This window comes from Achromobacter sp. 01N37 (assembly GCF_056399725.1).
In genome coordinates this window covers 24,533-45,697 of record NZ_JBFTRX010000016.1, presented here as the reverse complement: position 1 = coordinate 45,697, position 21,165 = coordinate 24,533, and the positions used below count along the sequence as shown (strand labels likewise).

The window sequence follows — 21,165 nt, the reverse complement described above, 5'->3', positions numbered from 1 at the left end:
GATTTCCGGATTTCCCGAGAAACTCGATATTGATTCGTAACATGAGCAAGAACGTAGTCGTAATCGGCACCCAATGGGGTGACGAGGGCAAAGGCAAGATCGTCGACTGGCTGGCGGAATCCGTCCAGGGCGTGGTGCGCTTCCAAGGCGGTCACAATGCCGGCCATACGCTGTGGATCAATGGCAAGAAGACGATTCTTCGCCTGATCCCGTCGGGCATCATGCATCCCGGTGTCACCTGCTTTATCGGCAACGGCGTTGTGCTGTCCCCGGAAGCCCTGCTCAAGGAAATCGAAGAGCTGGAAGCTGCCGGTCTGGACGTGCGCTCGCGCCTGCAGATTTCTGAAATCTGCCCGCTGATCCTGCCTTACCACGTCGCCATCGACAARGCGCGCGAAGCTCGCAAGGGCGMCGRCAAGATCGGCACSACCGGYCGTGGYATCGGYCCGGCMTAYGAGGACAAGGTYGCYCGCCGCGCGCTGCGCGTGCAAGATCTGTTCAATCCCGAGCTGTTCGACGAGAAGCTCGCCGAAGTGCTGGATTACCACAACTTCGTGCTGACCCAGTATCTGGGCGCCGAAGCGGTTTCGGCCAACGAAGTGCGCGACCAGGCCATGGCCTTGGCTCCGGCTATCGCGCCGATGGTCAAGGACGTGTCGAGCAATCTGTACGCCATGCAGCAGGAAGGCAAACGCATCCTGTTCGAAGGTGCGCAGGGCGCTTTGCTGGACGTCGATCACGGCACGTACCCCTTCGTCACCAGCAGCAATTGCGTGGCTGGCGCGGCGTCGGCCGGTGCTGGCGTGGGTCCGCAGCAACTGGACTACGTCCTGGGTATCACCAAGGCCTACACGACTCGCGTCGGTTCGGGCCCGTTCCCGACCGAACTGGTCGACGAAATCGGTACCCGTCTGGCCACCATCGGCAAGGAATTCGGTTCGGTCACGGGCCGTCCGCGTCGTTGCGGCTGGTTTGATGGCGCTGCCCTGAAGCGTTCGGTTCGCCTGAACGGCATTTCCGGTCTGTGCATCACCAAGCTGGACGTGCTGGACGGTCTGGAAACCATCCAGTTGGGCGTTGGCTACCGTGTGAACGGTGAGTTCCGCGACGTGCTGCCTTACGGCGCCCACGCTGTGGCTCAGGCTCAGCCGGTGCTGGAAGAGCTGCCGGGCTGGTCGGAATCGACCGTTGGCATCACCGAGTACGACAAGCTGCCCGAAGCGGCTCGCCGTTACCTGGAGCGCGTGGCCGAAGTTTGCGGCGTGCCGATCGACTTGGTGTCGACTGGCCCTGACCGTAACGAAACCATTGTCCTGCGTCATCCCCTGAAGGGCTGATCGGGTTATTATTCCAAAGGCCGCCGCCGGTCTCATACCGGCGGCGGCCTTTTCGTATCTTTAAGCAGGAGATGCTTGCGTATGAGCACGCCGACCAATGATGACAGCCATCTGTGGGTGACGTGGGACGATTACAACCGCTTGATCGAACGCCTGACGTTGCAGGTGCATCAGTCGGGMTGGAAGTTCGACAAGATTCTGTGYCTGGCGCGCGGCGGTMTGCGCGTCGGCGATGTGATGTCCCGTATTTTTGATGTGCCGCTGGGTATCTTGGCCACGAGCAGCTATCGCGAAGCAGCCGGCACCAAGCAGGGCGACATGGATATCGCCCAGTTCATCACTATCACGCGCGGCACGTTGTCCGGGCGGGTGTTGCTGGTGGACGACATGGTCGACACCGGTAAAACCTTCAGCAAGGTCTATGACCACCTGAAGCGCCAGTTTGCCGACATCACGGAGCTGCGCAGCGCCGTGTTGTGGTGGAAGGGGCATTCCCAGGCAACGCCCGACTACTACGTCGAGAAGCTGCCCACGAATCCCTGGATTCACCAGCCGTTTGAAGACTACGACAGCCTGCGTCCGCATCAGCTGGAAGCCTGGATTCGCAAGGGCTCGCAGAGCTGAGTCCAGCGGATTAAGGGAGGGGCGTTTGGCCGCCTAGGCGCCAAGTGTCCCTCCCAGTAGTCAAACTATGCATGACCATGCTAGAATCGCTGGTTATCGCTAAACCGAACTTGGCTTGTTACTCTTTGGGTAGTCTTTGGGTAACGGAAACAGCCAGCGCAATTCGTTGCGCCGCCCAAGGTCCCCGTTCCGCGATCATCGCGGACCTGGGTCTAACCTAGCGCGGCGTTGCTGGTAAGCAAGCCAGGTTTGTCATCAACTTTTGTTACCCTACAAGCAGGCCAATCACTTTATGCCTATCGTTCGACTGAAGGAAAACGAACCGTTTGAAGCCGCTCTGCGTCGCTTCAAGCGCACCATCGAAAAGACCGGTTTGCTCACCGAGCTGCGTTCGCGCGAGTTCTATGAGAAGCCCACGGCTGAGCGCAAGCGCAAGCATGCTGCCGCTGTGAAGCGCCACTACAAGCGCATCCGTAGCCAACAACTGCCCCCGCGCCTGTATTGATTTTTGATTCCCGAATCTATTGATTCCAGAATCATTCATCCAGGATCTACTCGCCCGAGTCGACGTCGTCGACGTAGTCGGGCGATATGTGCAGTTGCGAAAGGGTGGGGCCAACTTGCTTGGCCTATGCCCCTTTCATAACGAAAAAAGTCCGTCATTTACTGTCAGCCCCACCAAGCAGTTCTATCACTGCTTCGGCTGTGGAGCACACGGCAGTGCCATCACTTTTCTGATGGAACATACGGGTACCAGTTTCCCCGAAGCCGTGCGTACGCTCGCGGCTTCGGCGGGAATGACGGTTCCCGAAGAAAATCGTAGTCCACGCCAGCAACAGGAATCCGCGCGCCGCAAGGCCGAGGAGTCTCGTCATACGCAGGTGTTGGATGCCGCTCAGGCGCATTACCTGAAGCAGTTGCGTGCGTCGCCCGCGGCGATCCGCTATCTGAAACAGCGTGGCCTGACTGGCGAAATTGCGGCGCATTTCGGCCTGGGTTGGTCGGGCACCGACCGCCACGGCTTGTCGCAAGTTTTCCCAAATTACGAAGACCCCACTTTGGTGGAGTCCGGCCTTGTCATTGAGTCCGAAGACGGGCGTCGTTACGACCGTTTCCGTGAGCGTGTCATGTTTCCGATCCGCAATGCGCGAGGAAGCCTGATCGGGTTCGGCGGACGCATCATCGGCAAGGGCGAGCCCAAGTACCTGAATTCCCCCGAAACGCCTCTGTTCTCCAAGGGCCACGAACTCTATGGTTTGTGGGAGGCCCGCCAGTCCATCCGGCAGGAAGGGCAGGTGATCGTGGTCGAAGGCTATATGGACGTCGTCGGGCTGGCGCAGCAAGGCATTGCTAATGCTGTCGCCACGCTGGGCACCGCCACCACCCCTGACCACGTGAAGAAGCTGCTTCGCACAAGCGACAAGGTGATCTTCAGTTTCGATGGGGACGGAGCCGGGCGGCGAGCGGCCTGGCGTGCCTTGCAGGCTTGCCTTCCCGTGTTGCGCGATGACATCGCGATCCGCTTCCTGTTTTTGCCTTCGGAACATGACCCGGATTCTTATGTTCGGGAGTTGGGCGCCGAAGCGTTCCGGGCCTGTCTGGGCGATGCGGTCGCGCTGTCGCGCTTCTTGCTGGATGAATTGGCGTCGCGGCACAACATGAACGAGGCCGAAGGGCGGGCAAGCTGTCTGCACGAAGCCAAACCCCTGTTGGCTGCCATTCCCGAGTGCGCGTTGCGCGTGCAGATCGAGCGGGAGATGGCCAAGCTGGTCCAACTGACGCCCGAAGAAATGTCGCAGATTTTGGCCCAACAACCGGCCAAGCCCTTTGCGCCGGCGCCTGCGGCCAAGCCTGCGCAGGGTGATGCGGCGCCCGCCACGGGTTCGGCAGGGTCGGATCATGACGGCGGTTACGCAGACATGGGCTACGACTTTGCCGGGCATGACTTCAGCGACATCCCTGCCGACGAGCCAGATTACGCCGACTATGGCCATTTCCCGTCTCAAGGCGGGCCATCTGCAGGCGCAGGCGGCGGTCAGCGCGCGGGTGGCAAGCCGGAATGGAAAGGCAAGAGCGATTGGAAGGGGAAAAGCGACTGGAAGGGCAGCAAGGGCAACTGGAAAGGACGCCGCGATAACGACGTTGGCGGTTTCGAAGGGCGCCGTACGATGCCGTCGTTGGCAAAGCGCTTGCTGGGATTGTTGCTGGCGCACCCGGAATTAGTGGATTCCATGGGGGATCAGCAGCTTGAAGTTATCGACCATGGCCCTCATCTAGGATTAGTAAGAGACTTGATCATGCTGGCGCAGTCCAGCGGTGCGCGCCATGTGGGCGCGTTGCTCGAGGCCGCGGAACCTGATTCGGACTTGGCCACGGTGCTGAAGGGCTTGCGGGCCGATATCCTGTCGCAGGAAGACTTGCCCGACCCCCAGACCGAGTGGGATGACGCCTTGCGGCGGATTGAGTTCGACTCAGCCAAGCTCGAAGTGGCGAAGCTGGCGGCAGAGGGATTGGCGACTGACGAGGCGCGCAAGCGCTACCTGGAACTTTCCAGCCGATTGGCCGTGCTGAAGGGTGCCGGGATACGTTAAATGCGCTAAAATCAAAGGTTGTCCGCTTGCCGGAAGCTGTAGGTTCTTGGCCCCCATTTGATTTTTTGACCGTCATTCGATTCATTTGCAGTTGATTTCAGCTTAATTTTTCCTGAATTTGCTGGTGATCCTGAATGATGGCAGCCCTGGTCTGGATGGACTGGGCCGGAACTTGCGGCTATTTCAGTAAAAGTGTGCGGGAAGCTGGAATCAATTCTGGCTGTTGGAATCTAAGAAAGACGGATTGAAGAAAGCGGATTGAAGAACGCCATTCGAAGGGCGGCGGGGGAAACCTATAGAAGGGAACCCCATAGGAACCCGTCGAAGTCAGCCTTTTGAAGTAAGACTTTTGAAGCAAGCCTTTCGAACGATCAGTGAAGACAAAATTTTAGGTTTAAGCGTTGGGATTTAAGTTGATGTTTAAGTTAAACACCAACGCTTAAACGTTACTTCGTTAATTATTATGCTGACAGCGTATGGCTGAAGGCTGAGCGGTGAATCAGGCAGTTCAGCGGCGAGCATTTTTGCGTAGCGTTAGTGGTCTGGGTGCTGTGTCTACATAAGCTGCTAGGGGCAACGACCCCATAAGCAAGCAAAGCCTATTTATAGGCAGACAGCCCCCCCGACGCCCGGAATCCGCCGCGGAATGAGGTCATGCACGTCAAGCGCCCAACAGGTATTGCACCTGAATGGCGCCAAGCGAGCTCGAAAGAGTTGGCGCTGCGAACAACGCAGCCGCGTGGCCTTGGCCGATTCACCAGTTTTACCCGTATTTGCGCCGCGCTGGGCCACCGTCCAGGGCGGCTTTATGCGGTGCAACATGCCCAAACGGGTTGCGACGACCACGGAAGCGACTATGACCAAATCCACCGGCAAATCCTCCTCTGCAATTGATGCGGCTGAACTCAAGGCCCCTGCGGCCAAGCGCGCCGTAAGCATGGCGGCGGAAAAAGCGCCCGCCAAGACGGCGGTGAAGGTCGCCAAGCCCGCTGCCAAGACGGCTGCCAAGAAGGCAACCAAGACGGCTGCGGCTGACAAGCCCGAAAAAGTGACGAAGGCACGCGCCAAGAAGGCTGAGGACAAGCTCGCCGACTTGGTGGGTGGCAGCGCACCGCGTTCGGGCCAGGTTCCGAGCGGCCGCCGCCCGGGCCGACCCGCCAAGAACGCCAATAACGATTCCGACGGTTTCGACGACACGATGGACGGCGAAGGCGAAGTCCTGCCCGATCTGAAGCCGCCCAAGCGCGGCGGCAAGCGTGGCAAGGCTGATCCCAAGGATCTGATCGCCCGCGGCCCCGTGACGCCGGAAGAATACGAAGCTCGCCGCAACCGCCTGAAGCAGCTGATCAAGCTGGGCAAGGACCGCGGCTACTTGACCTACGGCGAAATCAACGACCATCTGCCTGACGATCTGGTCGACGCCGAAGCCATCGACGGCATCATCAGCACGTTTAGCGACATGGGGATCGCGGTCTACGACCAAGCCCCCGACGCTGAAACGCTGCTGATGAGCGAAAACGCCCCGGTTGCGTCCAACGACGACGACGTTGAAGACGAAGCCGAAGCTGCATTGACCACGGTGGATTCCGACTTCGGCCGCACCACCGACCCCGTGCGTATGTACATGCGCGAAATGGGCTCGGTTGAGCTGCTGACGCGCGAAGGCGAAATCGAAATCGCCAAGCGCATCGAAGACGGCCTGAAGCACATGGTCATGGCCATCTCGGCCTGCCCGACCACGATCAACGAAATCCTGGCCCACATCCTGCGCGTGCGGGAAGGCCAGGCGCAGATCGACGAAGTGGTCGACGGCCTGGTTGATCCGGAAGACGGCGAAGAATACGCCGGCGCCGGTGTCACTGCCGACGAAGACGAAAGCGATGACGGCCCCGCGGGCGGCATGTCGAGCAAGCAGCTGGAAGACCTGCGCGTGAAGGCGCTGGCCAAGTTCGACGAAGTCAACAAGCAGTTCGACAAGATGCGCCTGTCGTACGAGAAGGACGGCTACAAGTCGGACATCTACGTGCGCGCCCAGGAATCCATCCAGAACGAGCTGATGGGCATCCGCTTCACAGCCAAGATGGTCGAGAAGCTGGCTGACACGTTGCGCAACCAGGTTGAAGAAGTGCGCCAGCTTGAGCGCGCCGTTCTGCACACGTGTGTGGACCGTGCCGGCATGTCGCGCACGCACTTCATCAAGGTCTTCCCGGGCAACGAAACCAACCTGCAGTGGGTGGTGGACGAAGTCGCGGCTGGTCATCCGTACGCTGAGACGCTCGAGCGCCAGATTCCCGCCGTGCAAGAACTCCAGCAAAAGCTGATCGACCTGCAAACGCGCGTCGTGCTGCCGCTGAAAGACTTGAAGGACGTCAACAAGCGCATGGCCACCGGCGAAGCCAAGGCTCGCAAGGCCAAGCGCGAAATGACCGAGGCCAACCTGCGTCTGGTGATCTCGATCGCCAAGAAGTACACGAACCGTGGCCTGCAATTCCTGGATCTGATTCAGGAAGGCAACATCGGCTTGATGAAGGCCGTGGACAAGTTCGAATACCGTCGCGGCTACAAGTTCTCGACGTACGCCACGTGGTGGATTCGTCAGGCCATCACGCGTTCGATCGCCGACCAGGCACGCACCATCCGTATCCCCGTTCACATGATCGAAACGATCAACAAGATGAACCGGATCAGCCGTCAGATTCTGCAGGAAACCGGCGCTGAGCCCGATCCCGCGACCCTGGCGCAGAAGATGGACATGCCCGAGGACAAGATCCGCAAGATCCTGAAGATCGCGAAAGAGCCGATCTCCATGGAAACGCCGATCGGTGACGACGATGATTCGCACTTGGGCGATTTCATCGAAGACACGTCGACCCTGGCGCCTTCGGATGCGGCTTTGCACGGTTCCATGCGTGATGTGGTCAAGGAAGTGCTAGACTCTCTCACCCCGCGTGAAGCCAAGGTTCTGCGTATGCGTTTCGGTATCGAAATGAGCACCGACCAGACCCTGGAAGAAGTGGGCAAGCAATTCGACGTGACTCGCGAGCGCATCCGCCAAATAGAGGCTAAAGCGCTGCGCAAGCTGCGTCACCCCAGCCGGGCCGATAAGCTGAAGAGCTTCCTGGAAGGGCAGTAATTTTTTCCTGGGCCTCTAGCTCATGCCTGGTTAGAGCAGCGGACTCATAATCCGTTGGTGCCGAGTTCGACTCTCGGGGGGCCTACCAAAGAAAGACGCGGGTCTCGGAGCAATCCGAGGCCCGTTTTCTTTTGCGTGGGGGATTTTTTGCCGATCTCTCACAATGCCAATTTGATCGACTCGGTTGCCAAGTGCGCATAGCGTCGGGTACTGGCGGCCGACTTGTGGCCAAGCACGGTGCCGACCGTCTAGAGGTTGTCCGATCCGATGCGTCAGTCGAACACATTCAACAGCACGTCTGCCACCACTGCGGTCGCTACGGCGACAAGAATAAGGTCGGTGCCTGCCACTTGCCACTCGTAGCCGGGGTAGACCGGCAGCCTCGCCAGCATGGGGGCGGGGACCATCTTCTTGGCTATCCCAGGGGGGAGAGGCTTTCCTCGGGCGAGGTTTTTCCGGATGCCGGGCGGAAGCGAGCTATAGCCAGATAACCCGTACTCGCGAGCGTAGCCTTGGGCGGTTGAGATGGTTATGCCGGCGTGCCGAAGCGTGACGCTCCCGCTGTCGCCATGACTATCTCCGCCTTTGCTCTTGGACGATTGGCCCTTGTCGCTCTTGCCCTTATTGTTGCCATTGCCATTGCCATTGCCATTGCCGTTGTTGCCTTGGCTCTGTCCCGCGTTGTCGGGCTTTCCTTTGCCTTCAGGCGGGGCTGCGGAAGTCGCGCTGGCCCAAGCCATACAGCATGTGGCGGCGATCACAAGGAGCTTGCGCGTTGGGCGATACATGAGAAGACCTCCAGAAGTGGCGCGAATGCGTTGTCGTGATTCTAAAACTGCCGATTCGGCGTATCGGGACTTCGTCTGAAAAAGATGTAAAGGTTGGGTACGCCTGGCACGTGAATTACCCGTCTTCGCTAGTCAAAGCTCGAATTGTTCAGACTCGGAAAACATACTTTGTCACGACGACATTAATGATGCTAATTGGTTGAGGCTCAAAGTTTCAGAATGACACTTTGGGTCCCGTCCGCGACCTCGCCACCACGCGTAACATCGTCCATGTTCACTAGTCTGAAAGGGTCTAGGGCTTGGAAGCAGCCCGTGCGACGATGGCCCATCACCGCGCTAAGTTCGTGCGGCCGAATGCGAGGTTTTCAATGAACGATACGCAGCAGGAAAATCCCAGCAAGAAGCCTGATCCCTCACAGAAAACGGACCCGCCTACCGATCCTGTCGACACGCCGAAAGAGAAGAGCGATGCGCCACGACGCATGCGCTGGCCCGCCGATTTTCCGGCCAAGCACTGATCGGTTTAGCGCGGTGGCGTCTCCTTGCTTCGCCACTTTCGGCGTATCCGTGATGCCAGGTTAATAGAACGCCAAGCGCAAAAGAGGGTGCAACCCGGCGCAACCCGGCGCAACCCGGCGCAATTGACGCATATTGATCGACTCAATTCGTACGCCCACGTTGACTCCTACTATTGCTGCCCAGTATTCGCGCAGCTTGCGTGATGTTTCACACCATCGCCGCATTTTTGAAGAAGTGATTTTTTGTGGTTTGAAAATATCACTATTGTGGTCGACTTCAACACCATCTGGATGGTATGGTGCGGACTCTCATTCACTTCTGAGGCCATTGCGGACACTGGACGCCTGGTGCTGGATTGACCCTGCATGAGTCAGGCAAGTGGGCGCAGTTGGCATACTTTCTTCGCATGGGGAGGTATGAACGATGTCTTATCTGGGTATCGACGTGTCCGAACTGAAACTGCGCTGCACCCTGCTGCTCGGACCGAAGAACGACAAGTGCAAGCGCAAGGTGGTGGCCAATAATCGGCAAGGCGTGTACGAGCTGATTCGATGGTGTGCCAAACACGGGCTGTCGTCGGATCAGGTGCATGGCGTGATGGACGGCACAGGGCTTTACCACGAGCAGTCGGCCACGACGCTGCACGACACAGGCGCGACGGTTTCGCTCGTCAACCCGGAAAATGTTCATGACTTTGGCCAAACGCGGGACATGCGATCTCGGACCGATGGGCTCGATAGTCTGACGCTCGCTCGCTACGGTGTCGCGGCGCAACCGCCGACTTGGCAGCCGTCTCCTGCCCACGTCCGTGCACTTCGTGACTTGGTGGCGCAATGGGAGGCGTTGTCCGAAGACCGGACGCGATCGCTGAATCGGCTAAAAAAAGCGGACGCGAGCGCAGCGCTGGCGTTGGTGGAAAGCTCGATCAGCAATTCGCTGTGTTTCTATGATGGCGAAATGGCACGGTTGGAAAGGGCGATTGATGATCACATTGACCACCATTCGGACCTGCAAGAAGACGCTGCCTTACTTGCAATGATTCCCGGGACGTGTCTGAACCGATCCCCGTCTCGTGAGAATTGTTGAACATTATCTCCGGTTTCATTTTGTAGTATCTCCACTGAAAGCAATTAGAAAGGTGGAGAAATGCCGGCTTGTAATGATTGCGAGGGCATTGTTCAGAATAAACGTGGCGCGCCCGGTCACGATCGGTTGATATGCCTGGAAGTCGTCAGAAGTTTGGCGTCGGTCACGCGCGGCGCCAGGCACGAAGCATTCATTTGCTCGGTCTGCAATACCGAGTGGGATCACCTGCACGACAAGAAAGACGCGAACGCTGGCTGGAGCCGGTGTTAGGCCGCCAGCCCAGCGCGCGGTTGACGCTAGTGACGCCGTTGTCACCGCGGCGCCATTCCCTTTCGTAGCCGGTTCGGCGCTTCCATCAGCGACGTCGTCATGTCGTCGCGTTCCTGCACACAGGGTTCATCGCGCAAGGCTTTCATGAAGTCGTCGTAGAGCTCGCCGGTCAGACCGGCGGGACGCTTGAAGTCACCCGACAGCTGATAGGCGCGCAGCAGGACGGACCTTAGCCGTTTGACCTCCCAGAGCAGGGAGATCACGTCGGGGTTCCAGGGCTGACGCTCGCGGATGGTGCGCAGGTCGGCGTGGGTAAGGGGGGATTTGAACGGCATAGCGGAAAATACTGTTTATATATCCAGTATAGTCCGCGATAAACGGGGTCATTTCATCGGCGTGGCAATCAATTTTTCGGCGGGGTAGGGAACGAGGAAGTCGCGGGTCCGGTCGCTGGACGACGTCAGCCAGTCACCGTAGGCGCCCTCCGGCAGGATGACGACCATGCGCTTTTCTTCGCCGGGCCGATGGTAGCGCTGGAACAGCGGGTCGTGGTCGGCGTTGATGGTCAGCATGGTGTAGCTCTCATTGAGCTGGCCGCTGGCATCGCGCCATCGGTCCCATAGGCCGGCGATCCCCAGCGGAGCCCCATCGGCTCGCGCAAAGCGCGTGGAAATGGCCGAACCCGATCGCCAATCCGGTTCGAATATCGCGTCCGCAGGAATGATGCAACGTTGCGCCCGGCGCCAGGCATTGCTGAACGTGAACGACTTGGCGGCGGTCTCGCTGCGTGCATTGAACGTAGAGAGTTTGCCCGCCTTGTCTTGCCCGTCGGCACGAGTTAACGCAGAGATCAAACCCCAGCGGCCGGTGACGGCTTCGCGCTCGGGAACGGCGTCGTCTCCGGCGTCGTGTTCCACCGGCCTGCGCACGAATACTCCCTGATATCGAGGCCACATGTCATAGGGGCCGGCAGCGGGTTTCGTGCGCACGCCGAACTTCTGTAGCAGCAGTTCGGCATCCTTCAGCGTCTGATAGTGCGAACACATGCATGCCTCGTCATTGGGAAGCGGCGAAATCAGTATACGGGTGTCTGTCAGCCTTCCGTTGGCATCCTGAGAGTACGATTTATTCCATGGAAAAACCTTCATCACAGCAGGCCCTGCTCTGGGTAGTCGCGGCCTGCTTTTTCATGCAGACGCTGGACACCACGATCGTCAACACCGCCTTGCCGTCGATTGCACGCAGCTTGGGCGAGGACGTGCTGGCGTTAAAGCCGGTGGTGGTCGCGTACACGCTGACCATGGCAATGTTCACGCCGGCATCCGGCTGGCTGGCGGATCGCTACGGCACGCGTCGCGTGTACTTGGCGGCCATTTTGATATTTGCCGTGGGCTCGGTGTTTTGCGCCGTGGCTCAGACGCTGACGCAGTTGACGATTGCGCGGGTGGTGCAGGGCGTGGGCGGCTCCATGCTGTTGCCGATCGGGCGCTTGGCGGTCCTGCGCACGGTGCCGGGTGACCAGTACATTTCGGCGTTGGCCTTCGTGTCGATCGCGGGTCAGATCGGTCCTATTTTTGGTCCGACCCTGGGCGGGTTGCTGGTGCAGGTGGCAAGCTGGCACTGGATTTTCATGATCAATGTCCCGATCGGAATCGCAGGCCTGTTTGCCGTGCGCCGCTACTTGCCTGAAGACGCATTGCCGGACGTGGCGCCGTTCGATGTGCTGGGTTGCGCCTTGTTGTCGTTGTGCATGGTGTCGTTTTCGCTTGGCCTGGACTTGCCGGCGGGTGCCGGCCGTATGGCGTGGTCGGCGGGCTTGTTCGCGCTTAGCGCCCTGACGGTGTTGTTATATGTGGTGCATGCGCGCCGGCGTCAGAATCCGCTTTTCCAATTGCGCTTGTTTAACGAGCCTAATTTCAGCGTCGGCTTGGTGGGCAATCTGGTTTGCCGGATCGGCAGTAGCGCGGTGCCGTTCCTGTTGCCGCTGTTGCTGCAATTGCAGTTGGGCTATAGCCCGCTGCAATCGGGGCTGATGATGCTGCCGGCTGCCATCGCGGGGACGATATCCAAACCGTGGATCGCCCCGCTCGTCCGGCGTTTCGGCTACGACACGTTCCTGTTGGTCAATACGCTGTTGGTCGGTGCGTCGATCGTGTCGTTTGCCGCGATTTCACCCGGGTGGCCACTCGCGTTGCAGGTGCTTCAGCTTGCCCTGTTCGGTGCGACCAACTCCATGCAATTTGCGGCGATGAACAGTGTGACGTTGAAAGGACTGAGCAAACAGGACGCCGCCAGCGGGAATAGTCTGTTTTCAATGATCCAGATGCTCGCCATCGGCCTGGGCGTGACCATCGGGGGCGGGTTGGTCGGCATGTTCTCGGGCGAGGCGAATGCCGCTTTGGGCCGCGCATTTACATTGAGCTTCGTGTGCGTGGGCGTCATTACCTTGTTATCTGCCTGGGTGTTCCGGCGGCTGGATATGACGCAATTGGGGCGTCCGGCGGGCAACCGGCCGGCCGCTGGTTAACTATTTCTGAGAGCCGGAAATGGAAGAGCGCCCCAGCTCTAGATGAGTCTGAGGCGCTCCTGCCCGGCTTCGCACGCGATGGGTGTCAGACAGCCCGGCAACTCAAATCTACTGCTCGGCAATCACGTCGACAATAGGGAAAACCCTGAAAAATTAGCGGCTTACATGATTTCGTAGCGACAGGGACATCGAGCCTGAATCACCCCTCGCCGCCGTTGGCGCGAGGGGTTTTTCTTTGTGCATCGCAATGGATTTTCGTTGAAAAAAGGGGCGTGATCAATTTGCCCACCTCGGTATCTGCGAATTGTGGCCCCTGCGCGTCAAGCCGACACTGCAGCCTACTTTCAAGGAACCGGAGAGCAGAGATGCAGGCAATACGTTTACGTCAGTTGGGCCAAGGTATGACCGAGTACATCGTGGTCGTGGCCTTGGTGGCCGTTGCGGCGATCGCCGTGTATCAGTACTTCGGGCAAGTGGTGCGCTCGCAGACGGCGGCCATGGCGCGCGAACTTGCAGGGGAAGACGGCGGCACGCAAACGCGCGCAGCGCAGCAGGCGGCGCAGAAGGCGGCGGCGCAAACCAAGGCGCGTTCGCTCAAGTCCTTTACCGGCAACGCCACGGATGCGAAGTGATCATCCATTGCCAACTGCCACCGCATCGACAGCACGGCCAAGCCTTGGTGCTGGGCATGTTGATCGTGTCCGTGGCTGCGGCTTCTCTGGTCTTGCTCTACAACCTGGGCCAGACGGTAGCAGGCCGCATTCGCCTGACGCACGCGGCGGATGCGGCCGCCTACAGCGGCGCGCTTGAGCAGGCACGCGTGCTTAACGCCATCGCGTATATCAATCGAACACAGATCGCGCATCAGGTAGCGATGGCGCATTTGGTCACGCTTGCCGCGTCGGCGCAGTATGGCCGCGCATTGCACGCGCAGCGCACTCGGGGGAATCCTCCGTCCAGCCTGATTGCCATGTTGTTCGGGCCAGAGATGGGGCTGGCGTACCGCGCCGGGCAAGCGTCGCCGATTGTTGACGCGCAGTTGGCAAGCGCATTCGCGCAGCATGACCGTGTCGTGCATCAAGTGTTGGAAACTGCCGCCAATTCGGCAATGACGGAGTTGACCAAAACGCGTGATCGCATCATGCAAAAAGTGCTTGCCGCCAATCTGGATGACCTGCCTTCAGCAGGGGATCAGCGTGCGGGGACTATTAGCGTGCGTCTGTTGTCGGACGCATGGCCGGGCTTTGTGGAACGCCATCGCGCCAACCGAAAAACGGGCTTGTGGCCAGCAGTCGATCTAGCGGCAGGCCGTTACGGCTTTCTGAAACCGCGGAATGCCACGCGGCGCAATCCTTGGCCGGTCAGCCATCGCTGCCCGTTGAAGCGTCATGAGCTGCGCCGCCGCGGTTCGACATGGCTTGGGCCGGACGGACGGTGGGGCGCATTGGATACGCAGTCGTTCCATGCTCTGCGATCGAACCGCTGGGTGGGCTGTTATTTTCGTGAATACGCCATGGGTTGGGGGACCACGCAAGGTCAGAAAAGCAAAGGGCCCGACGGTCTTGATTATGTGGATGAACCGCCTGCTGACTTCTCTCACGAGGATTTTTGGCGCTGGGTAGAGCAGTCGACATCGTGGGACATATTCAACGGTGTGACGAATCCCATGGCCAACTCCTACGCGATGGCATCCGCGCAGCGGTGGCCAGGCCGAGGCCTGCCGGCCTACCGGGAAGTCGCGTCGTCGCGCATCCACTTGCCCTTGCGCTTCGCAGTCAGCGTGCGCATGGCAGGCGCCTTGTTGAAGACGACGGATGCGGGTAGCGCAGTGGCCTTACCGATGGGCATTTTCCGCTATGCCGCTTTGGGGCGGTCAGGGGGAATAAGCGTGACCAGCGCCGCAGAAACGTACTTCCTGCGCCCGGAGTCGCGTGCTGACGGCCGTGACGAACTGGCCACGCTGTTTCGCCCTTACTGGCAGGCCCGTCTCTCTGCCGTTGCTTCTCAGGAACGGCAGCATGCCAGGGGAACACCATGATGAAGATCGCAAAGAGACCCGAGCCGTTCGGTCGACAAAGGGGGCAGGCTGTCGTCGAGGCAATGCTGATGATGCCTTTGATGGGCGTGCTGATCTGGTCGGTGTCGTGGGTGGGCGGGCTGCAGTTTTCCGCGCAGCAGATGTCTCAGGCCAGCCGCAAGGCTGCCATGGCAGGGGCAATGGGGCAACCGCTCAGCTCGCGTGATGCGATGAAGGCGATAGGCCTGAACCGGCGCGTCGAGGCCTTGACGGGAGTGGCTGCGCAGCGGGTGGCTTTGTTGCAGGACGAATGGTTTGGCGGAGGGCTACAGCTGTTGTCCGTGCACGCCCACGCAAACCCAAACCCAAACCCAAACCCAAACCCAAACCCAAACCCAAACCCAAACCCACGCGCACCCCATCTTGTCTCTGCGTTTGCGGCGCCGATCACTCGCTACACCCGGGTCGCGGTGGGGGCGGGCTATGCGCACGGGGATAAGGACGCTAGGCATCGCATCGCCAACGCGCCGACGGCATGGCGGCAGGCAGAACGCCTCTCGGTGGCGCAAGCGCGGCGATTTGAGTCGCTTGTCGCGCGCATGGACGGCCCTTGGGGCAGGCCATCGATACAGACGGATTGGCTTTCCGCATGGGCGGATGTGGTGCCGGGGGATCGGCTGAACCAGAAAAGAGGGCAAGCTAAATGAGCAGGTATTCGCAGGCTAAGTCTCGTCGAGACCAACGAGCCGTCGTTCGCCATGTCTGTTTGCCGATGCTGATGAGCGGGCTGGCCGGAATCGCCATGCCCGCTTTCGCAGGGCCCGCCGATCTTGCTGCACATGCGCTGCCGAATGGGGACCCGGGAAAAGCGATGTTGAGCCGACTGCGTTTCCCTCCAGGCTCCAGCCGCGTTCTGCTGGCCGATCAACTCTGGCTCCACGGCTATCCCGCGCAGGTGGTGGTGTTTGATACGCCAGCCACTGCTCCTGATTTGATCCGCATGCTCTCTGCGCAACAGCCGGCGCTGGCTGATTTGAATGTGCTGCCGGGGCAGTTGATTTTGTCCGGGCGTATCGGTGACGAGCAGTGGGTGGCGCAGATGCAGCGCACGCACGACGGGCGCACTGTCGGCAGCATCTCATCAATGCGTCTGGCGCCTGCCTCCAATCTGCCTGCGTCCTTGCCTACGCCATCATGGCTGCCGGCTGGGGCGCGGCTGCACCTTGATGTCGTGGTCATGGACGCAGGTGTCAGGGTGTCTGAACGTATTTGGCGGCATGCGTTGCCGCCTGCGCGATTGGCGCCGCTTGTCCAGGCGGGCTTGCTGCGCGACGGTTGGCGCCGGCAATCCGAAGAAGGCGCCGTTCAGTCGTGGGCAAGGCGAAATGATCGTATGCAGATATCGGTGATGCCGCTTGAAGCCGGCAGCGGTCTTCGCGTGATGGGATGGGCGTCATGAAGAAGTTGCTAATCCAAAGTGCAAAGCGATTGCGTCGAGTCGGCATATATGGACTTGCCTTGCTTGCCGGCTTGGTATCGGCGTGGGCCGTGCGCGAACACGTCCAGAAGCGGGTCGAGGCGCTAGAGGCCGAGGCGCGCACTCCCGTGGTCGAGCGCCTGGTCGCCGCTTATCCGCTTGCTGCCGGAACGATGTTGGAAGACGTTCATTTGGCCGTGCGCGAAATTCCAGAGCAGTGGGCGCCCAGCGCCAGCGTGGACCCGTTAGCAATGAGCAGCTTGCTGGGGGGCATGCTGGTTGCCGATGTGGGGCCCGGCGAACCGTTGCTGAAAACGCAACTGAGCTTCAATGCCCCCAAGCCCGCCCTGGCATCACGGTTGCAGACGGGGCAGCGGGCGTTGACGGTATCGGCGGCAGACTTGGGCGGTCTGGCTAGCCAGTTGCGGGCTGGCGATTTGATCGACATCTACGTGACGTTCCCTCATCGTCAGCGGGAGCTCACCGTGCCGTTATTGCAGAGCATGCGGGTATTGACCGTCGACGACGAGGCCGAAGGCGACAAAGGCGGGATGGGCGTGGGAACCATCACCCTGGCCGCCGACCCTGCTCAAGCCATGAAATTCGTTGCGGCCCGGCAGGCCGGCACGTTGACGGCAATGGCGCGGCATCGCGACGACGTGGCGGCGGTGGCGGCATCCAAGCAAACGGATCTTGCCTCGCTGATCGGGCTGGACCCCGACCCGTTGCCCGCCCCGGGCGTCTCCATTCTGTACGGGGACCGCGTGGACGCGCATTCCGTCATGCCGTCATCGAATGCGGCGTCGCGGTTTCGCCTGGAATCGGAGCAACCATGAAGCGACTCGCATGCGTTGTTGGCGTCATCGTCTTGAGTTTGCCGCTGCAGGCGGCTGCGTCTGCGTCGGTAGAACTCGAGTTGCAAGTGGGCGAGACGCGCGTTCTACTGCACCCCGGTGTGAAACGAGTGGCAATCGGCAACGGACAGGTGCTTAGCGCCGTTACCGCTGAGGGGCGCGATGTCGTGGTCTTCGCACGCGCCGAGGGCGTGTCCTCCGTGCATGTCTGGACGGCGGCGGGGCGCAGCAATGCGTATGAGTTTCGAGTGGTGCCTGCCGGCGCGCCTCGGTTGCGGGCCGAGGTTGAAGCGCTGCTTGCCCGCATCCCTGGCGCACGCAGCGCAAACGTGGGCGGGCGCATCCTGATTGAAGGCGACGATTTGTCAGATGACGATCGCGCACGTATCGCCGCGTTGGCTGAGCGCTATCCCGCCATTCTGGACTTCACGGGGCAGGTCGGCTGGGACCGCATGGTCTTGTTGGATGTGCAGGTTGTTGAGATCCCGACTTCCCGATTGCGTGAGTTCGGCGTGCGTTGGGACGGCATGACGCAAGGCGGGATGAATGCCGGTTTGGCGTGGGATGCGGGATCGCGGGGGCGCATGACCCGGCCAGGGGAATCGGTGATCGAAACCGCTGGGCCGGCCTCCGCCGCAGCGGGCTACTTCGGCATCAATGCGCTGTTGTCCGCGCGGATCGCCGCTCTGGCGCAAAGCGGCGAAGCCGTCATGCTGGCTCAGCCGCAATTGCTGGCGCGTAGCGGGTCAAGCGCGACGTTCCTGGCGGGCGGGGAAGTGCCTTATACGTCGACAGATTCGCGAGGCAATCCCACCACCTTGTTCAAGCCCTATGGCGTGTCGCTGAACATCACGCCGCGCATTGACCGCAACGGCGTCATTCGTTCTTTGATCGAAGTCGAGGCCAGCTCGGTGGACACGACGCTCAGCGTCGCAGGAGGCCCAGCCCTGCGAACACGGCGGGCATCGACCGAATTCAACGTGCGTTCGGGCAACACGCTGGTCATCGGTGGCTTTTTGTCGCGGGAGCAGGGGCAAGAGGTCAACGGCCTGCCATGGCTGCAGAACATCCCCATTTTGGGCGCGCTATTTTCGTCGCGCCGATATCAGCAGCGGGAAACGGAGCTGGCGATTTTCGTCACGCCGAAGATCGTGACGCAAAGCGAGCCTGCGATGTTGGATCGGGTGCGGCGCGGGCGCGACCTGCTGGACGCCTCGTTTCCCGAGCCGCCTCGGCTAGGCACGGCGACGCCCGCCGTCATCGACGGATGGAATCCGTATTCGGGCGAGGGTTCCCAATGGATTGGGCAAGGCAGGACTGCGCAGGACAGGATTGCACAAGACAGGACTGCACAAGACAGGACTGCGCAGGACAGCGCAACGCAAAAGCGATAACGGGGGAATTGACATGCTGGATATCGAGATGACGTTTGAAGACTCGGGCGTTCGCCGCCAGACTGCCCACGTGCCGGTGTTGATTGGCAGGGGCGCGCAATGCGACTTGCGTATCGTGAACTGGCGGGTGGGGCGTCAGCACGCCAGGTTGTCGCGCGAAGATACCGATATTGTGCTGGAGGATCTGGGCACGCTTGCCGGCACCCAGGTGAACGGCGTCAGGGTGGCGCGGCATGCGCCGGTGCTGCCTGACGATGACATCCTGATCGGCCCATGCCGCCTGAGGGTGCGATGGGCTGCGAACGGCGACGCCAATCAATTGAGCGCGCCGCCGCAAGGGCCATCCGATGCCGCCGACCCCCTTCCCGACGCGGCGCTGCCAACGGGCACGGTGGCAGCCATTACGCCAATGGCGCCGCAGCGGCTGCACGAACGGCGGCGTTTGCATGCGGCGTTGCTGGAAGCGCTGGATTTGCGCAGGCGCGATGTGGCTGGCATGAGCGATGACACGTTGCGTGCTGAAGCCGAGCGGCTGCTTACGCATATCGTCGCGACCGATATTGACGTGCCGGCGGAGGCGGACCGGGCGGCGTTGTGCCAAGAGGTGCTGGACGAGGCCGTCGGTTTGGGTCCCCTCGAACCTTTGCTGGCCGCGTCAGAAATTACCGAAATCATGGTCAACCGCTATGACGAGATCTATGTCGAGCGCGGCGGACGGCTGTGGCGGCATCCGGCGGCATTCACCAGCGAGCAATCAGTGCGCTGGGTGATCGAACGCATTGTCACGCCGTTGGGCCGCCGTATCGACGAAAGCTCGCCAATGGTGGATGCGCGCCTGCCAGATGGGTCGCGAGTGCACGCCATCATTCCGCCCGTGGCGATGAAAGGCGCCAGCCTGACGATACGAAAGTTCCCGCAGCGGCGTCCCAAAATGCCCGATCTGATTGCGGCGGCATCGCTGAGCAACGCGATGGCGCAGTTTCTCTCGTTGTGCGTGAAGATGCGCAAGAACCTCGTCGTGTCGGGCGGGACAGGCTCGGGCAAGACGACCTTGCTGAACATCTTGTCCAATGAAATCCCAGATGGCGAGCGCATTGTCACCATCGAAGATGCCGCCGAGTTGCGGTTGAATCACGATCATCTGGTGGCGCTGGAGGCGCGGCCGGCCAACCAAGAGGGCAGGGGGCATATCGATATCCGCGAACTGGTGCGCAACGCCTTGCGCATGCGGCCGGATCGGATTGTCGTCGGCGAATGCCGGGGAGCGGAAGCGTTCGATATGTTGACGGCGATGAACACTGGCCACGAAGGGTCATTGACGACCTTGCATGCGAATTCGCCGCGTGACGCGCTCGGCCGCCTGGAGTCGATGATCCTGATGGCGGGCCTGGATTTACCGCTGGGCGCAGTGCGTGAACACATTGCCGCCAGCGTGGATCTGGTCGTGCAGCAGGCCCGGCTGGCGGACGGGCGGCGCGTTGTGACGTCTATCGCGGAAGTCGCGGGCATGGAAAGCGGCCGCATTCAACTGCAGGATCTGTTTCGGTTTGACCGCCAGTCTGGCTTTATAGGTTGTGGTGCGTTGCCAGGCTTTGCGCAGACGTGGGCGGATGAGGGGGCCACGCTAGACCCCGGCTGGTTTACGGAAGTGGGTGGTCCGGTCAGTCCGATTGCCACGACTTTTTCACAAGGTTCGCCGTGATCTGGCTCGCGGCGTCGGCCGCGATGTGCTGTGTCGCGCTATTGGCTTGGCATGCCCAGGTGTGGTTCGCGCCTGCGTTGCGCAAGTATCGTGAACTCTACACGCAAGACGCTGGCGTCCGCTTAAGTGAAGTGTTTCTCTTTATTGACCCGGCCCAGCTATGGGTGGCGGCCGTTGCCTGCGCGGGCGTGACGGCCGCGCTGGTGTTTTCAGTGACGGCAAGCGCAGTGGCGGCGGCGCTGTCGGCCGGGGTAGCGTCAAGGGCGCCACGCATGATGGTCGATGTGCTGCGCCGCAGGCGGGCATGCCGTTTCGAACAGCAGTTGCCAATGGCGTTGCTGATGTTGGCGTCGGCATTGCGGGCGGGCGTCGCGTTGCCTACGGGTTTGCGTCATGTGGTGGAACAGAGCGGCGCGCCGCTGGCGCAGGAATTCGGGCTGATGCTGCGCGAGCAACGGCTGGGCGTGACCTGGGATGCCGCGCTGGAAAATCTGCAGCAGCGTATGCCGGCGGATTCAACCGCCTTGGTGGTTGCCGCCATGCGTATCGCCGCGCAAACGGGCGGCAATCTTGCCGAGGCGCTGGAGAGCATCGCGCAGACCTTGCGCGCCCGGCTGCAGTTGCAGGCGAAATTGCAGGCGCTGACGTCTCAAGGGCGATTACAGGCCTGGATCGTGGGGGCGTTGCCCTTGGTGTTATTGGCGGTGCTTGATCAACTTGAGCCCGAAGTCATGGGTTTGTTGTGGCACACCCCGATGGGGTGGGGCGTGCTGGCGATCATAGTGGTGCTTGAAACCGCTGGCGTACTGCTGATCCGGCGAATCATCCGGATTGATATCTGACGGG

At 60.7% G+C, this 21,165-nt stretch carries 19 protein-coding genes and 1 tRNA gene; 17 read left to right on the top strand and 3 right to left on the bottom strand.

Annotated features, from left to right (window positions below; genetic code table 11):
• The first annotated feature begins 41 nt into the window (after positions 1 to 41).
• From AC1DSJ_RS25445 to AC1DSJ_RS25420, 6 genes are all read left to right on the top strand, one after another.
• Positions 42 to 1,337: an adenylosuccinate synthase gene (locus AC1DSJ_RS25445; RefSeq protein ID WP_476760412.1), complete on the top strand. Its 1,296-nt coding sequence runs from the start codon at positions 42 to 44 to the stop codon at positions 1,335 to 1,337.
• A gap of 81 nt (positions 1,338 to 1,418) precedes the next feature.
• Positions 1,419 to 1,961, top strand: a complete 543-nt coding sequence (locus AC1DSJ_RS25440) for a phosphoribosyltransferase (RefSeq protein ID WP_476760411.1) — start codon at positions 1,419 to 1,421, stop codon at positions 1,959 to 1,961.
• A 292-nt stretch (positions 1,962 to 2,253) separates the two neighbouring features.
• Positions 2,254 to 2,466, top strand: coding sequence for a 30S ribosomal protein S21 (gene rpsU, locus AC1DSJ_RS25435; RefSeq protein ID WP_006218592.1), 213 nt, complete (start codon positions 2,254 to 2,256; stop codon positions 2,464 to 2,466).
• A gap of 19 nt (positions 2,467 to 2,485) precedes the next feature.
• Positions 2,486 to 4,552, top strand: a complete 2,067-nt coding sequence (gene dnaG / locus AC1DSJ_RS25430) for a DNA primase (protein WP_342066892.1) — start codon at positions 2,486 to 2,488, stop codon at positions 4,550 to 4,552.
• Positions 4,553 to 5,408: 856 nt separating this feature from the next.
• Complete coding sequence (gene rpoD / locus AC1DSJ_RS25425) at positions 5,409 to 7,685, top strand: RNA polymerase sigma factor RpoD (RefSeq protein WP_441372388.1); 2,277 nt, start codon at positions 5,409 to 5,411, stop codon at positions 7,683 to 7,685.
• Positions 7,686 to 7,694: 9 nt separating this feature from the next.
• Positions 7,695 to 7,773: transfer RNA gene (locus AC1DSJ_RS25420), tRNA-Ile, on the top strand.
• Positions 7,774 to 7,957: 184 nt separating this feature from the next.
• On the opposite strand, the gene AC1DSJ_RS25415 is transcribed toward AC1DSJ_RS25420, so the two are convergent.
• Complete coding sequence (locus tag AC1DSJ_RS25415) at positions 7,958 to 8,473, bottom strand: anti-virulence regulator CigR family protein (RefSeq protein ID WP_441372387.1); 516 nt, start codon at positions 8,471 to 8,473, stop codon at positions 7,958 to 7,960.
• A 368-nt stretch (positions 8,474 to 8,841) separates the two neighbouring features.
• Between AC1DSJ_RS25415 and AC1DSJ_RS25410 the strand changes: the two genes are divergently transcribed.
• Entirely contained in the window at positions 8,842 to 8,991 is a 150-nt protein-coding gene (locus tag AC1DSJ_RS25410) for a hypothetical protein (RefSeq protein ID WP_156337015.1), read from the top strand.
• A gap of 424 nt (positions 8,992 to 9,415) precedes the next feature.
• On the top strand, positions 9,416 to 10,078 hold the full coding sequence (locus AC1DSJ_RS25405; RefSeq protein ID WP_441372386.1) for an IS110 family transposase: 663 nt from the start codon (positions 9,416 to 9,418) through the stop codon (positions 10,076 to 10,078).
• Positions 10,079 to 10,389: 311 nt separating this feature from the next.
• Here the strand turns inward: AC1DSJ_RS25405 and AC1DSJ_RS25400 are convergent, their stop codons facing one another.
• The gene (locus tag AC1DSJ_RS25400; protein WP_054427461.1) at positions 10,390 to 10,683 is read right to left on the bottom strand and encodes a hypothetical protein; all 294 of its coding nucleotides are present in this window, start codon (positions 10,681 to 10,683) and stop codon (positions 10,390 to 10,392) included.
• A gap of 48 nt (positions 10,684 to 10,731) precedes the next feature.
• Positions 10,732 to 11,394: an SOS response-associated peptidase gene (locus AC1DSJ_RS25395; protein WP_054427462.1), complete on the bottom strand. Its 663-nt coding sequence runs from the start codon at positions 11,392 to 11,394 to the stop codon at positions 10,732 to 10,734.
• Between the two features lie 86 nt (positions 11,395 to 11,480).
• Between AC1DSJ_RS25395 and mdtD the strand changes: the two genes are divergently transcribed.
• The 9 genes from mdtD (at position 11,481) to AC1DSJ_RS25350 (ending at position 21,161) form a co-directional block, all read left to right on the top strand.
• Positions 11,481 to 12,875 (top strand): multidrug transporter subunit MdtD, encoded by a 1,395-nt coding sequence (mdtD, locus tag AC1DSJ_RS25390; RefSeq protein WP_054427463.1) that lies wholly within the window; start codon positions 11,481 to 11,483, stop codon positions 12,873 to 12,875.
• 365 nt (positions 12,876 to 13,240) lie between these two features.
• A complete protein-coding gene (locus AC1DSJ_RS25385; protein WP_054427464.1) occupies positions 13,241 to 13,507 on the top strand; it encodes a hypothetical protein in 267 nt (88 codons plus the stop codon).
• 188 nt (positions 13,508 to 13,695) lie between these two features.
• Positions 13,696 to 14,913: a hypothetical protein gene (locus AC1DSJ_RS25380; RefSeq protein ID WP_441372385.1), complete on the top strand. Its 1,218-nt coding sequence runs from the start codon at positions 13,696 to 13,698 to the stop codon at positions 14,911 to 14,913.
• Entirely contained in the window at positions 14,910 to 15,599 is a 690-nt protein-coding gene (locus tag AC1DSJ_RS25375; protein WP_441372384.1) for a pilus assembly protein, read from the top strand. Before AC1DSJ_RS25380 ends, AC1DSJ_RS25375 begins: the two co-directional genes overlap by 4 nt.
• Positions 15,600 to 15,670: 71 nt before the next feature.
• The gene (locus AC1DSJ_RS25370) at positions 15,671 to 16,351 is read left to right on the top strand and encodes a hypothetical protein (RefSeq protein ID WP_441372383.1); all 681 of its coding nucleotides are present in this window, start codon (positions 15,671 to 15,673) and stop codon (positions 16,349 to 16,351) included.
• Complete coding sequence (gene cpaB, locus AC1DSJ_RS25365) at positions 16,339 to 17,205, top strand: Flp pilus assembly protein CpaB (protein ID WP_441372382.1); 867 nt, start codon at positions 16,339 to 16,341, stop codon at positions 17,203 to 17,205. Before AC1DSJ_RS25370 ends, cpaB begins: the two co-directional genes overlap by 13 nt.
• Positions 17,202 to 18,617 carry a type II and III secretion system protein family protein gene (locus AC1DSJ_RS25360; RefSeq protein WP_441372381.1) on the top strand — a complete coding sequence of 472 codons (1,416 nt, stop codon included), beginning with the start codon at positions 17,202 to 17,204 and terminating at the stop codon, positions 18,615 to 18,617. The genes cpaB and AC1DSJ_RS25360 overlap by 4 nt, the downstream gene beginning before the upstream one ends.
• Positions 18,618 to 18,630: 13 nt before the next feature.
• Positions 18,631 to 20,319 (top strand): TadA family conjugal transfer-associated ATPase, encoded by a 1,689-nt coding sequence (locus AC1DSJ_RS25355; RefSeq protein ID WP_441372380.1) that lies wholly within the window; start codon positions 18,631 to 18,633, stop codon positions 20,317 to 20,319.
• Positions 20,316 to 21,161, top strand: a complete 846-nt coding sequence (locus AC1DSJ_RS25350) for a type II secretion system F family protein (RefSeq protein WP_441372379.1) — start codon at positions 20,316 to 20,318, stop codon at positions 21,159 to 21,161. Before AC1DSJ_RS25355 ends, AC1DSJ_RS25350 begins: the two co-directional genes overlap by 4 nt.
• Positions 21,162 to 21,165 lie beyond the last annotated feature (4 nt).

Bases quoted from the DNA above. Each gene is read 5' to 3' on its own strand.
- AC1DSJ_RS25355 (WP_441372380.1), top strand. From the start codon at position 18,631: ATGCTGGATATCGAGATGACGTTTGAAGACTCGGGCGTTCGCCGCCAG.
- AC1DSJ_RS25385 (WP_054427464.1), top strand. From the start codon at position 13,241: ATGCAGGCAATACGTTTACGTCAGTTGGGCCAAGGTATGACCGAGTAC.
- AC1DSJ_RS25410 (WP_156337015.1), top strand. From the start codon at position 8,842: ATGAACGATACGCAGCAGGAAAATCCCAGCAAGAAGCCTGATCCCTCA.
- rpsU (WP_006218592.1), top strand. From the start codon at position 2,254: ATGCCTATCGTTCGACTGAAGGAAAACGAACCGTTTGAAGCCGCTCTG.
- mdtD (WP_054427463.1), top strand. From the start codon at position 11,481: ATGGAAAAACCTTCATCACAGCAGGCCCTGCTCTGGGTAGTCGCGGCC.
- AC1DSJ_RS25400 (WP_054427461.1), bottom strand. From the start codon at position 10,683: ATGCCGTTCAAATCCCCCCTTACCCACGCCGACCTGCGCACCATCCGC.
- rpoD (WP_441372388.1), top strand. From the start codon at position 5,409: ATGACCAAATCCACCGGCAAATCCTCCTCTGCAATTGATGCGGCTGAA.
- AC1DSJ_RS25375 (WP_441372384.1), top strand. From the start codon at position 14,910: ATGATGAAGATCGCAAAGAGACCCGAGCCGTTCGGTCGACAAAGGGGG.
- AC1DSJ_RS25395 (WP_054427462.1), bottom strand. From the start codon at position 11,394: ATGTGTTCGCACTATCAGACGCTGAAGGATGCCGAACTGCTGCTACAG.
- AC1DSJ_RS25370 (WP_441372383.1), top strand. From the start codon at position 15,671: ATGAGCGGGCTGGCCGGAATCGCCATGCCCGCTTTCGCAGGGCCCGCC.
- AC1DSJ_RS25405 (WP_441372386.1), top strand. From the start codon at position 9,416: ATGTCTTATCTGGGTATCGACGTGTCCGAACTGAAACTGCGCTGCACC.
- AC1DSJ_RS25360 (WP_441372381.1), top strand. From the start codon at position 17,202: ATGAAGCGACTCGCATGCGTTGTTGGCGTCATCGTCTTGAGTTTGCCG.
- AC1DSJ_RS25415 (WP_441372387.1), bottom strand. From the start codon at position 8,473: ATGTATCGCCCAACGCGCAAGCTCCTTGTGATCGCCGCCACATGCTGT.
- cpaB (WP_441372382.1), top strand. From the start codon at position 16,339: ATGGGCGTCATGAAGAAGTTGCTAATCCAAAGTGCAAAGCGATTGCGT.